Source organism: Modestobacter sp. SYSU DS0290 (assembly GCF_054050955.1).
Window position 1 is genome coordinate 32,355 of the sequence record NZ_JBJHAI010000022.1, and the last position, 12,258, is coordinate 44,612.

11 protein-coding genes are annotated in these 12,258 nt (G+C 75.8%); 4 read left to right on the top strand and 7 right to left on the bottom strand.

The annotated features are described in order from the left end of the window. Positions 1-9 precede the first annotated feature (9 nt). Together ACI795_RS16435 and ACI795_RS16440 are read left to right on the top strand one after the other, a co-directional pair. The gene (locus ACI795_RS16435; RefSeq protein WP_457076613.1) at positions 10-1,710 is read left to right on the top strand and encodes a SpoIIE family protein phosphatase; all 1,701 of its coding nucleotides are present in this window, start codon (positions 10-12) and stop codon (positions 1,708-1,710) included. Between the two features lie 9 nt (positions 1,711-1,719). Continuing rightward, entirely contained in the window at positions 1,720-2,487 is a 768-nt protein-coding gene (locus tag ACI795_RS16440; protein ID WP_457076614.1) for an MBL fold metallo-hydrolase, read from the top strand. Here ACI795_RS16440 and ACI795_RS16445 read toward each other — a convergent pair. Both ACI795_RS16445 and ACI795_RS16450 read right to left on the bottom strand, forming a co-directional pair. Then, a complete protein-coding gene (locus ACI795_RS16445) occupies positions 2,484-3,251 on the bottom strand; it encodes an SDR family oxidoreductase (protein ID WP_457076615.1) in 768 nt (255 codons plus the stop codon). The two genes, ACI795_RS16440 and ACI795_RS16445, sit on opposite strands and share 4 nt — an antisense overlap. Positions 3,252-3,354: 103 nt before the next feature. Then, positions 3,355-4,020, bottom strand: coding sequence for a mycothiol-dependent nitroreductase Rv2466c family protein (locus ACI795_RS16450; protein WP_457076616.1), 666 nt, complete (start codon positions 4,018-4,020; stop codon positions 3,355-3,357). A 139-nt stretch (positions 4,021-4,159) separates the two neighbouring features. Between ACI795_RS16450 and pepN the strand changes: the two genes are divergently transcribed. Continuing rightward, complete coding sequence (gene pepN, locus ACI795_RS16455; protein ID WP_457076617.1) at positions 4,160-6,709, top strand: aminopeptidase N; 2,550 nt, start codon at positions 4,160-4,162, stop codon at positions 6,707-6,709. Between the two features lie 237 nt (positions 6,710-6,946). Here pepN and ACI795_RS16460 read toward each other — a convergent pair whose 3' ends face one another. From ACI795_RS16460 to ACI795_RS16470, 3 genes are all read right to left on the bottom strand, one after another. After that, positions 6,947-7,426 (bottom strand): DUF5130 family protein, encoded by a 480-nt coding sequence (locus ACI795_RS16460; protein WP_457076618.1) that lies wholly within the window; start codon positions 7,424-7,426, stop codon positions 6,947-6,949. 73 nt (positions 7,427-7,499) lie between these two features. Then, positions 7,500-7,841, bottom strand: coding sequence for an aa3-type cytochrome oxidase subunit CtaJ (ctaJ, locus tag ACI795_RS16465; RefSeq protein ID WP_457076619.1), 342 nt, complete (start codon positions 7,839-7,841; stop codon positions 7,500-7,502). Positions 7,842-7,889: 48 nt separating this feature from the next. After that, the gene (locus ACI795_RS16470; protein WP_457076620.1) at positions 7,890-9,338 is read right to left on the bottom strand and encodes an amidase; all 1,449 of its coding nucleotides are present in this window, start codon (positions 9,336-9,338) and stop codon (positions 7,890-7,892) included. A 94-nt stretch (positions 9,339-9,432) separates the two neighbouring features. Between ACI795_RS16470 and kynU the strand changes: the two genes are divergently transcribed. Further along, entirely contained in the window at positions 9,433-10,698 is a 1,266-nt protein-coding gene (gene kynU / locus ACI795_RS16475; protein WP_457076621.1) for a kynureninase, read from the top strand. On the opposite strand, the gene ACI795_RS16480 is transcribed toward kynU, so the two are convergent. Continuing rightward, positions 10,668-11,549 carry an SCO6745 family protein gene (locus tag ACI795_RS16480; RefSeq protein WP_457076622.1) on the bottom strand — a complete coding sequence of 294 codons (882 nt, stop codon included), beginning with the start codon at positions 11,547-11,549 and terminating at the stop codon, positions 10,668-10,670. The genes kynU and ACI795_RS16480 overlap by 31 nt on opposite strands. Next, positions 11,542-12,153: an HNH endonuclease gene (locus tag ACI795_RS16485; protein WP_457076623.1), complete on the bottom strand. Its 612-nt coding sequence runs from the start codon at positions 12,151-12,153 to the stop codon at positions 11,542-11,544. The genes ACI795_RS16480 and ACI795_RS16485 overlap by 8 nt, the downstream gene beginning before the upstream one ends. Positions 12,154-12,258: the final 105 nt, after the last annotated feature.

A 12,258-nucleotide genomic window follows, 5' to 3' on the forward strand; every position in this document is an offset into this window, starting at 1 on the left:
GGGGTGGGCGTGGCAGCGGAGCAGGAGGACGTGAACCGGGCCCAGCGCTGGGTGGAGACCACGGACACCGCCCTGGTCTGCTTCGACCGCGACTTCCGCTTCGTCTACGCGAACGCCGCGGCGGAGAAGCTGGTCGAGGTGCCGCGGAGCCAGCTGCTGGGACGCACCCAGTGGGAGGTGTTCCCGGCCACCCCTGGCACCGAGCTGGAGCGCGCCTACCGGCACGCCATGTCCACCGGCGAGCGGGTGGTCTTCGAGCAGTACTACCCGCCGCAGGACATGTGGTACCGCCTGGACGTGGGTCCGGTTCCCGACGGGCTCGACGTGGCGTTCGCGGACGTGACCGAGAGCAAGCGGCGCGGCGGTGAGCAGCCGGCCGCCACCGCCGACGAGGCGCAGGCGCTGCTGGACCTGCTCACCGAGACCTCCGCCGCGCTCAGCGCGACCCTGGACGTCGACGAGGCCGTCCACCGGCTGGCCCGGCTGCTGGTCCCCCGGCTGGCCGACTGGTGCATCGTCAGCTCGCGGACCCCCGGTGGGCAGCTGCAGGACCTCGCGGTCGCGCACCGCGACCCGCGACTGGAGCAGGTCGCGGCGCGGTACGCCCGGCACCGGGCCGCCGCGATCGCGCCGGACGCGCCGGCCCACCAGGCCCTGGCCACCGGGGAGGTCATCACCGTCGGGGACGGCCGCGCCGAGTCGATCGCGGCACTGGTGGCCCGGCTGGTCACCACCACCACCGCCCGCCGGCTGGTGACCGAGCTCGCTCCGGGCTGGGTGGCCTCGGTGCCGCTGGTGTCCGGTGGCCGGGCGATCGGCCTGCTGAGCCTCTACCGGGACACCGGCCGGCCGGGCTGGACGGCGCGCGAGCTGAGCGCCGCCGCCGACGTGGCCGGTAGGGCCGGCACCGCCGTGGAGAACGCCCGGCTCTTCACCGAGCAGGCCAAGCTGGCCGAGGGGCTGCAGCGCAGCCTGCTCACCGATCCGCCGGAACCGGAGTACGCCGAGATCGCCGTCCGGTACCTGCCCGCCGTGGAGGCGGCGCAGGTCGGCGGCGACTGGTACGACGCGTTCGTCCAGCCCGGCGGGACGACCATGCTGGTCATCGGCGACGTCGCCGGCCACGACGTGCGGGCCGCCGCCGCGATGGGCCAGCTGCGCAGCCTGCTCCGCGGCATCGCCACCCACAGCGACGGCGGCCCCGCCGAGGTGCTGGCCGGCCTGGACCGCGCCATGGCGGTGCTGGGGCTGGGCACCCTGGCGACGGCGGCGGTCGCCCGGTTCGAGCAGGACGACGGGGAGCGGGAGCGGGGCATCGTCCGGCTCCGGTGGTCGAACGCCGGGCACCTCCCCCCGCTGGCGATCCACCCCGACGGTTCGGTCGTCGTGCTCGGCGACTGGCGGGCCGACCTGCTGCTCGGCGTCGACGACGACACCCCCCGCCGGGAGTCGGTGCTCACGCTGGAGCGCGGGTCCACGGTCTTCTTCTTCACCGACGGGCTGGTCGAGGACCGGCGCACCGACCTCGACGCGGGCGTGGCCCGGCTGCGGGCGGCGTTGACCGAGTTCGCCGGGCGGCCGCTGCCGGAGCTGTGCGACGCCGTCCTCGACCGGCTCGTCGCCGGCCGCCCCGACGACGACGTGGCGCTGGTGGCCGTCCGCTGGACCGGCCGCTCCCCCGACGCCGCCGTCCCGGTCACGGCCCGCTGAGGGACGGCCATGGCTGCAGCCGGGCCCGCGGGGTGGCGGGAGGTCGGGGACGGCGTGTTCGTCCGGCGGCACGCCGACCTCGACCTGAACTGCGGGCTGGTCGTCGGGGACGGCGCCTGCCTGGTGGTCGACACCCGCTGCCACCTGGGCGAGGGCCGCGCCCTCGCCGAAGCGGTGCGGGCGGTCACCCCGCACCCGTGGACGGTGGTCAACACCCACGACCACTACGACCACTGCTTCGGCAACGCCGCGTTCCGCCCGGCAGCCGTGTGGGGGCACCGGCGCTGCGCCGAGGGGCTGGCGTCGACCGGTGAGGCCCAGCGCGCCGCCGTCGTCGCCGGGCTCCGGGAGGACGGCGACCCGGCGGCCGAGCTGGTGGCCATCGCCCCGATCGACGTCCCGGACAACCTGGTGGACGACGTCGCCGTGCTCGACGTCGGCGGGCGGCCGGTCACGCTGCGGCACCTGGGCCGCGGGCACACCGACGGCGACCTCGTCGTCGCCGTCGCCGACGTGGTGTTCGCCGGGGACCTGGTCGAGGAGAGCGGGCCCCCGGCGATGGAGGACGCCTTCCCGCTGGAGTGGCCGGCCACCCTGGACGCACTGCTGGGGCTGGTCCGCGGCCCGGTGGTGCCCGGGCACGGAGCCGTCGTCGACGCCGGGTTCGTCGCCGGCCAGCGCGACGAGCTGGCCCGGCTGGCCCGCTGGCTGACCGACCCGGCCGCCGATGCGCCCTTCGACGAGGCCACCCGGGACACCGCCCGCACCCGGCTCTAGGCGAGCTTCCGGACGACCGGCAGGGGCAGTACGCGCAGCAGGCCCGCGATCGGACGCCACGGCCACTCGGGAACGTAGGCGCGTACCGGTTCGCGCTCGATCGCCGCGGTCAGGGCGGTGACACCGGTGGCGAGGTCGACGGTGAACGGGCCGCGGCGGCCGACGTTGATGTCGGTCTCGATGAAGCCCGGGTGGATGGTCGTGACCCGGATCGGGCGGGTCCGCCGGTTCCCGAGCAGGTCGGCGCGGATGCCCTCGGCCAGCACGGCGTCGGCGGCCTTGGAGGTGGCGTACGCCGTGCGGGTGCCACCCATGCCCCGGACCCCGGCCACCGAGGAGATCACCACGAGGTGGCCGGCGCCCTGGGCGCGGAAGAGCGCCACCGCGGCCTCGCAGCAGGCGTGCGTGCCGAGCACGTTGGTGACCAGCACCTGGCGGTTCGGCCGGGCGCCCCCGGTGCCCACCGGGACGCCCTTGCCCAGGCCGGCGTTGGCGATGAACCGGTCGATCCCGCCCAGCTCGGCGGCCAGCCGGGGCACGACGTCGGCGACGGCGTCCGGGTCGTCGACGTCCAGCTCCCCGACCACCACCCGGATGCCGCGGTGCTGCGCGACGAGCTCGTCGCGCAGCTCGGTGAGCCGGTCGAGCCGGCGGGCGACCAGCACCAGGTCCCGGCCCCGGGCCGCGAACTCCCGGGCCATGCCCTGGCCGAGACCCGCGCTGGCGCCGGTGATGAGGATCCGCTGACGGACGGGGTGCGGCACCCGCCCAGGATGCCGCATCCCGCACGTGACGGCCTGGAACGGCCCCCGTCCAGAGGCTCGTCCCGAGTGTGCGCGGGATGAGCCTCTGGACGGGGGTCCTCCATCAGTGGGTGCCGCGCAGCTCCAGGGCGTCGGCGGGCACCGAGGACATGTCCGGGCCGGCGGTGCGGGTGCGCTTGAGCTCCCAGAAGTCGGGCAGGTTGGCCAGCAGGACGGCGCCGTCGAAGGCCTTGCCGGCGTCCTCGCCGGTGGGCACCTTGCTGATGACCGGACCGAAGAAGGCGACCCCGTCGATGTGCATGACCGGGGTGCCGACGTCGTCACCGACCGGGTCCATGCCCGCGTGGTGGCTCTTCTCCAGCGCCTCGTCGTACGCGGTGGACCCGGCGGCCTCGGCCAGCTCGGCCGGCAGCCCGACCCGCTCCAGCGCCGGGGCGACGATCTCGTCGATCTCCAGGCCGTCGTGGTGCCGCAGCGTGCCCATGGCCGTGTAGAGGTCACCGAGCACGTCGTCACCGTGCTGCTGCGCGGCGGCGACCGCGACCCGTACCGGGCCGATCGCCTTGGCCATCATCTCCTGGTACTCCTCCGGCAGGTCCCGGCCGCGGTTGAGCACCGACAGGCTCATCACGTGCCAGTGCAGGTCGATGTCACGCACCTTGGCCGCCTCCAGCACCCAGCGGCTGGTCAGCCAGGCCCACGGGCACAGCGGGTCGAACCAGAAGTCGACGCGTGCCTTCACGGGGGCGCTCTGCACTGCCTCGGTCATCGGTGGGGGTCCCTCCGGTCGTCTGTCGACCCCGGCCAGGTGGCGGGGTCCTCCGCGCGCCAGCAAGTCCGGCCGCGGTCGAGTTGTTCCCACCGGCACCCGGGCGCGAACCGTCGGTGCCCCGTGGGAAGCTCCGGGCGTGGCAGTTCCCAATCTGACTCGTGACGACGCCGCGGCCCGCGCCGCACTGCTGTCGGTCTCCAGCTACGACCTGGCCCTCGACGTGACCGACGGCGCCGGCCGCCCAGGCGAGGAGACCTTCCGCTCGGTCACCACCATCCGCTTCTCCGCCCGGACACCCGGCGCCGACACCTTCGTCGACCTCGTCGCCGACCGGGTGCGCTCCGCCACCCTCAACGGCGTCGAGCTCGACGTGAGCACCTACACCCCCGAGGGCGGGCTCCCGCTGCCCGGCCTGGCCGAGACCAACGAGCTGGTCGTCGACGCCGACTGCCGGTACTCCCGCTCCGGCGAGGGGCTGCACCGCTTCGTCGACCCGGAGGACGGCCAGGTCTACCTGTACTCGCACTTCGAGCCGGCCGAGGCGAAGCGGATGTTCACCTGCTTCGACCAGCCCGACCTCAAGGCGACCTTCACCGTGCACGTGACCGCGCCGTTCGACTGGCAGGTCATCAGCAACACCGGCGACCGCACCATCGAGGCCGGCGAGGGCGGCTCCCAGCTGGTGCACTTCACCCCGACCAAGCGGATCTCCACCTACCTGGTGGCCCTGGTCGCCGGCCCCTACGCCCGGGTCACCGACCTGCACGACGGGATCCCGCTCGGGGTCTACTGCCGCGCCTCGCTGGCGCAGCACCTGGACGCCGACGCGATCTTCGCCGTCACCAAGGCCGGGTTCGACTTCTACCACCGGGTGTTCGACTACCCGTACCCCTTCGACAAGTACGACCAGCTGTTCGTGCCGGAGTTCAACGCCGGGGCGATGGAGAACGCCGGCTGCGTCACCTTCCTGGAGGACTACGTCTTCCGGTCCAAGACCAGCCGCGCCCGCTACGAGCGGCGGGCCGAGACGATCCTGCACGAGCTGGCGCACATGTGGTTCGGCGACCTGGTGACGATGCGCTGGTGGGACGACCTGTGGCTCAACGAGTCCTTCGCCACCTACATCTCCACGCTGTGCCAGGCCGAGGCCACCGAGTACACGACCGCGTGGACGACGTTCGCCAACACCGAGAAGAGCTGGGCCTACGCACAGGACCAGCTGCCCTCGACCCACCCGATCGCCGCCGACATGGTCGACGTCGCCGCGGTCGAGGTGAACTTCGACGGCATCACCTACGCCAAGGGCGCCTCGGTGCTCAAGCAGCTGGTGGCCTACGTCGGCCAGGACGACTTCCTGGCCGGGGTGCGCCGCTACTTCCGCAAGCACGAGTACGGCAACACCACCCTCGACGACCTGCTCAGCGAGCTCTCCGAGGCCTCGGGCCGCGACCTGTCCGACTGGTCGGCGCAGTGGCTGCAGACCAGCCAGGTGAACACCCTGCGCCCGGTGTCCACCCTCGACGACTCCGGCCGGTACTCCGCGTTCGCCATCGAGCAGACCGCGGTGCCCGAGCACCCGGTGCTGCGGCGGCACCGCCTGGCGGTCGGCCTCTACACCAGCGGTCCCGACGGGCTCACCCGCTCGCACCGGGTCGAGCTCGACGTCGACGGCGCCCGCACCGAGGTGCCCGAGCTCGTCGGCCACCCGGCCGCCGACCTGGTGCTGGTCAACGACGACGACCTCACCTACGCCAAGCTCCGGCTGGACGAGCGCTCACTCGCCACCCTGCGCGAGCAGATCGGCGCGATCCCGGACCCGCTGGCCCGTGCGCTGTGCTGGTCGGCGGCGTGGGACATGACCCGGGACGGGGAGAGCGCGGCGCGCGACTGGGTGCAGCTGGTGCTGACCGGGATCGACGCCGAGACCGAGATCAGCGTCGTGCAGTCGCTGCTGGCGCGGGTGCAGACCGCGCTGGCCTCCTACGCCGATCCGGCCTGGGCGCCGACCGGCTGGGCCCGGCTGGGCGACAAGGCGATGGCGTCGCTGGCCAGCGCCGCTCCCGGCAGCGACGCGCAGCTGCAGTGGTCGCGCACGCTGGCCGCTGCCGCCCGCACCGAGGAGCACGCCACCGCGCTGCGCGGGCTGCTCGACGGCTCGCGGGTGGTCGAGGGCCTGGCCGTCGACGCCGACGCCCGCTGGGCGTTCCTGCACGGGCTGGTGGCGATGGGCGCCGCCGGTGACGCCGAGATCGACGCCGAGGCCGCGCGCGACGCGACCGCCACCGGTGCCCGCCGGGCCGCCACCGCCCGGGCGCTGCGGCCCACGGCCGAGTCCAAGGCGGAGACCTGGGAGCGGGCGTTCACCGACGAGTCGATCCCCAACGCCGTGCACGAGGCGATGGTCGCCGGCTTCTGGCACCCGGCCCAGCAGGAGCTGACCCGCCCCTACGTCGAGCGGTACTTCGCCGACATCCGGGGCGTCTGGGACCGCCGGCCCGGCGAGATCGCCAAGAACGCCGTGGAGTACCTGTTCCCGAAGGTGGTCGAGGCGCAGACCGTCGCCGCGGCCGACCGGTGGCTCGCCGACGCCGGCCACCCGGCGGCGCTGCGCCGGCTGGTCAGTGAGGGCCGCGACGGCGTGGCCCGCGCCCTGCGGGCCCGCGCCCGGGACGCCGCCGCCGGCTGAGAGCGGACCCCGCCCTCCTCAGCCCCCGCACGCTCGGGCCGGGCCTCGGGGCGGGGCCTGACGCCAGCGGCCCAGAACTCGAGGAGTTCTGGGCCGCTGGCGGTGAGGTGGTGGAACGGCCCCGCTGCAGGGGCCCGCGCCGAGCCTGCGAGGCGTCGGCAACCGAGCTGCTGGAACGGCCCCGCTGCAGGGGCCCGCGCCGAGCCTGCGAGGCGTGGGGGGCAGCGGGGTCCTTCTTCAGTGACCGGTGGCGATCCCGCGCGGAACGTGGTCCTCACGGCGGTGCGGGTGGCCCGCGGCGTCGGACATCTGCCGCAGGCCGTTGACGATCGCGCCCGTCAGGTCGCCGGAGCCGAGCCGGTTGGTCATCGCCAGCACGGCGAGCGCACAGGCGCGGTCGGGCAGCCGGCGAGCCGCGGCCGACCCGGTGACGATCTCCACGACCCGCTGGCCGGGCGAGAGCGCGACCAGCACCCCGATCGAGGGGTCGCCGCCGGAGCGGGCGTGCAGGCCCTCGGCGGTGGCGCGGGTGTCGCCACCCAGGTCGCCGACGTAGAGGGTGAACCGCAGCCCGGTCTCCCGGGAGGACATGGTCAGCGCCTCGTCCAGGCGGGCCAGGTCCGAGTAGCTGAACGGGCCGGGGCCCGGCTCGGCCACCGAGGTGTTGATCGTGTCCTGGCTGGCGCTGGGGCCGGCGTCGAGGTGCTGCGTCGACATCAGCGGGTGCCTCCGGTCGGCAGGGCGGGATGGGTGGGGCGGGGGGAACGGCGGGAGCGGGCCACGGACGGGGTCACCAGGTGCCCCGGGCGCCGCCGGCAGCCGTGCGGTGCGAGGTGGCGTCCTCGTGCGGGTGCTGGCCGATGGCCAGGGCCGCGGCGGTGGCCCCCAGGCCACGCCGGCCGTGGTCACCGCTGCTGCCGTGGTCGGCGGGGTCGTCGTCGCCGTGCCCACCGGGGACACCGGGGACGTCCGGGTGCGGCTCGTACCAGACGGGCTGGTGCGCCCAGGGCTGGCCGGGCTTGTACCGCGTCCGGTCCTTGCTGCGGCCGGGGATCAGCGTGGCGAGCGCGAACAGCAGGACGACGACGAGCGGGATCACGCCGTAGATCAGCACGGTCTCGTACCAGGGCATGGGCGCAATCTACCGGGAGCCCCGGGCAGCGGCCCGGCAGCCGCGCGGTCACCAGACGGCGGGGTGGCGGTGCGCCCAGGGACGGGCTTCCTCCAGCTGCGCGGCGAGCGACAGGAGGGTCGCCTCGTCCGCCGGACGGCCGACGAGCATCGTGCCGATGGGGAGCCCCTCGGGGGTCCACCACAGCGGCACGCTGAGCGCCGGCTGCCCGGTGACGTTGTAGACGGCGGGGAACGCGGCGTACCGCTTCTGCCGCTCGAAGTCCGCCTCGCCGGGGCCCAGCCCGTCGGCGGGGCCGTCGAACCAGCCCACCGGCCGGGGTGGCAGCGTGCAGACCGGGGCCAGCAGGACGTCGTAGGCGCTGGTCGCCTGGATGAACCGGCGGGCGAAGACGCGCAGGGTGAACATCGCCTGCATCGCGTCCCGGGCCGACAGCGCCAGCCCGCGCTCGCGCAGGAAGCGGGTGAGGGGACGCAGCCGGTGCGTCTGCGACTCGGCCACCGGCAGGGTGGTGGCCGACAGCGCCCACACCACCTCGAAAGCGGGGAACACGCCCTCGGTCAGCGGCGGGGCCGGCAGGTCCTCGACCTCGTGGCCGAGGTCGGCCAGCAGCGCGGAGGCGTCCTCGAACGCCGCCCGCACCTGCGGGTCGAGGTCCGCGCCCGGCATGCCGGAGTCCAGGTACCGGCCGATCCGCAGCCGGCCCGGCGGGCGCTCCGCGGCGCCGAGGAAGGTCTCCCCCGGCGGCAGTGGCGGGGCCCAGTACGGGTCGCCGGGCACCGGCCCGGCGATCGCGTCGAGGACGGCTGCGGCGTCGCGGACGGTCCGGGCCAGCGGCCCCTGCACCCCCAGCCCGGTCGCCTCGCTGCCCAGCGGGGCGTTGCTGACCCGGCCGCGGCTGGGCTTGACCCCCACCAGCCCGTTGATGCCCGCGGGGATCCGGATCGAGCCCCCGCCGTCGGAGCCGTGCGCGAACGGCACCATGCCGGCTGCGACGGCCACCGCCGCCCCGCCGCTGGAGCCGCCGGCCAGGAGCGCGGGGTCCCACGGGGAGCGGGCCGGCCCGACCAGGTCGTTGTCGGTGTAGCAGGGGAAGCCGAACTCCGGGGTGCTGGTCTTCCCGAGGCTGATGGTGCCGGCCGCGGACAGGGCGGTGACGACCGCGTCGTCGACGTCGGGCACGAAGTCGGCCAGCAGGGCGGAGCCGAAGGTGGTGCGCACGCCGGCGGTGTTGGCCAGGTCCTTGATGGCGGTGGGGACGCCGAACAGCGGGGGCAGCTCGGCACCGGCCAGCACCGTGCGGTCCGCGGCGGCCGCGGCGGCCCGGGCCCGCTCGGGGGTGACCGTGATGAAGGCACCGAGCCCCGGGTCGAGCGCCGCCACCCGCGCCAGCGCGGAGTCGACCAGCTCGGTGGGGCTCACCTCCCGGGCCCGGACGGCGGCCGCCTGCTCCAGGGCGGTGAGGTCGTGCAGCTGCGTCCCGCGCGCGGAGGTCACGGCCGGACGCTAGCCCCGGGCTTTCGGTACCGAAAGCCCCCGGGCTTTCCGTACCGAAAGCCCCGGGAGGGGGGCGGGCGGGCAGGATCGGGCCGTGGACCTCTCCCGCTCCGCGGCCGTCGCAGCCGACGCCGCCGACCCCCTGGCCGGCTTCCGGGCCCGCTTCACCGGCACCGACGACGAGGGCCCCGACCGGCTGCTGTACCTCGACGGCAACTCCCTGGGCCGCCTGCCGCGGGAGACCCCGGCCGCCGTCGCCCGGGTGGTCGAGCAGGAGTGGGGCGCCGGCCTGGTCGGCTCGTGGGCGGACTGGGTCGGGCACGCCCGCCGGATCGGCGACCTGCTCGCGGAGGGCGTGCTGGGGGCCCGGCCGGGCGAGGTGCTCGTCTCCGACACCACCAGCGTCGACCTCTACAAGCTGCTGGTCGCCGCCGCCGACGCGCGCCCGGGGCGGGACGTGCTGGTCTGCTGCGCCGACGACTTCCCCACCGACCGCTACGTCGTCGCCGGGGTGGCCGCCCAGCGCGGGATGGCGGTCCGCGAGGTCGAGGCGCACATCGACGAGGGGCTGGACGTCGACGTGCTCGCCGCGGCGCTCGACGAGCGGGTCGCGGTCGTCGTGCTGTCCCAGGTGGCGTACCGCTCCGGGGCGCTGGTCGACGTCGCGGCGGTCACCCGGCTGGCCCGGGACGCCGGCGCGCTGGTGCTGTGGGACCTCAGCCACGGGGCCGGGGCGGTGCCCGCCGAGCTGACCGCCGCCGGTGCCGACCTCGCCGTCGGCTGCACCTACAAGCACCTCAACGGCGGACCGGGCGCGCCGGCGTTCCTCTACGTCCGCCGGGAGCTGCAGGAGCAGCTGCGCCAGCCGATCTGGGGCTGGTTCGGGGCCCGCGACCAGTTCGCCATGGGCCCGGCCTACGACCCGGCCGAGGGCATCGACCGGTTCGCCGTCGGCACCCCGCCGGTGCTCGCGATGGCCGCGGTGGAGGTGGGCGCCCGGATCACCGCGGAGGCCGGCGTGGACCGGATCGCGGCGAAGGGCCGGGCCCTCACCGACCTGGTGGTCGCGCTGGCCGACGCGGAGCTCACCGAGCACGGCGTCGCGGTCGCCAGCCCCCGCGACGGCGCCCGCCGCGGCGTGCACGTCAGCCTCACCCACCCTGCCGCCTGGCAGCTCACCCAGGCGCTGATCGACCGCGGCGTCGTCCCCGACTTCCGGACGCCGGACCGGTTGCGGCTGGGGCCGGCGCCGCTCTACACCCGGTTCGTCGACGTCTGGGACGCGATGGACCGGCTGCGCACCGTGCTGGCCGAGGAGAGCTGGACCGGCTACCCGACCGAGCGCGCGCGGGTGACCTGACCCGGGTCGGGGACGCCGATCGGGTTGCCGGCCGGCCAGTCCCCCGCCGCGACGACGGCGCGGCGCACCGGCGCCAGCAGCCCCGCCAGCCGCTGCGCGCCGTCGTCCCCGAGGGCCCGCCACGGTCCGGCCGCGAGCCGGTCGGTGTCGGCCTCCACGTCGTCCCGCAGCGCGCGTCCGGCGGGGGTCAGCGCGCCGCCGGCCAGCAGCCCCTGCCCCGTGAGCTCCGCGGCGGCGGCCGCCCACTCCTCCGGCGACCAGCCGCGCGCCCGCTGCAGCCACTCCGCCGTCGTCGCCCCCGCCACCGCGGAGAGCACCAGCGCCGGCAGGCCGAGCAGCCCGCGGTGCAGCAGCACCGCGAGGTGCCCGTCGCCGCGGTGCTCGCGCAGCGTGGTCAGCGCCTGCCACAGCACCAGGTGCGGCTCGTCCGGCCACGGCAGCGCGGAGTTGCCAGCGGCCAGCGGCCGGCCCGGGGCGTCGACCGCCTCGGCCGCCCGCCGCGCGAGCCCAGCCGCCTCCCGGGCCTCGGCCGAGCCGGCCCAGCCGGGCAGCACGCGCTGCACGGCGGCGTCCACCCCGGCGAGGCGGGCGCCCAGCGCGTCGGCCGGGGTGACCGCCGTCCACACCGCCGGCACCCGGCGGGCGACGAACGCCGGGGCGAAGGACGCGAACGTGGCCGTCACCAGCTCCGGGCCGGCCGGGCCGAGCGGCGCCGCCCGCCCGGCGAAGTACCCGGACCAGAAGCCGCGCAGCCCGGCCCGGCCGAAGGCGGTGCGAGCCTCCTCGGCGAAGTAGGTCAGCGCGTGGAACGGCTCGCCGAGCGCCCACAGCCGGCGGGCCGTCTCATGCACTGACGGACTCGGCCATGCCCAGCCAGGTGCGCCAGCGGGGGTCGACCGTGCGGTGCCCGAGCAGCCGCCAGGCCGCGCCGCTGGGCGCCCGGGGCGGGTAGGGCAGCGTCCAGCCCATCTCCGCCAGCGACCGGTCGGCCTTGGTGTGGTTGCACCGGCGGCAGGCGGCGACCACGTTGTCCCAGGTGTGGGTGCCGCCCCGGCTGCGCGGCACGACGTGGTCGATGCTGGTGGCCGACCCGCCGCAGTAGACGCAGGTCGAGCCGTCGCGGGTGAAGACCGCACGGCGGGACAGCGGCACCTGCACCGGGTAGGGCACCCGGACGTAGCGGGTCAGCCGGACGACGACCGGGACGGCGACGGCCACCCGCTCGGCGTGGACGAGGTCCTCGGTGACGTCCACGGCCTCTGCCTTGGCCGCCAGCACCAGCACGATCGCGCGACGGCTGGAGACCACGCACAACGGCTCGTAGGTGGCGTTCAACAGCAGCGTGGCAGTGGTCGTGACCTGCGCCGGCACGGGCGCGCGCGGACCGGGGAGGGGGTCGGTGGCCGGGCCCTGGTGCGCGGGCACGGACGACGACCCGAGTGCGGTGATCGACACGGGACACCTCCGAGGGCCCACGGGCTCCCGACGGCTTCGAGAGTCCCTGGGTCGCCTCATAGTGCCCTGTCGGCGTGTGATAACGGACGGCGGCCCCTCGGGCGC

What these genes read in the sequence shown, in the direction of transcription:
- ACI795_RS16440 (WP_457076614.1), top strand. Translation starts at nt 1,720, where the DNA reads ATGGCTGCAGCCGGGCCCGCGGGGTGGCGGGAGGTCGGGGACGGCGTG.
- ACI795_RS16450 (WP_457076616.1), bottom strand. Translation starts at nt 4,020, where the DNA reads ATGACCGAGGCAGTGCAGAGCGCCCCCGTGAAGGCACGCGTCGACTTC.
- ACI795_RS16460 (WP_457076618.1), bottom strand. Translation starts at nt 7,426, where the DNA reads ATGTCGACGCAGCACCTCGACGCCGGCCCCAGCGCCAGCCAGGACACG.
- ctaJ (WP_457076619.1), bottom strand. Translation starts at nt 7,841, where the DNA reads ATGCCCTGGTACGAGACCGTGCTGATCTACGGCGTGATCCCGCTCGTC.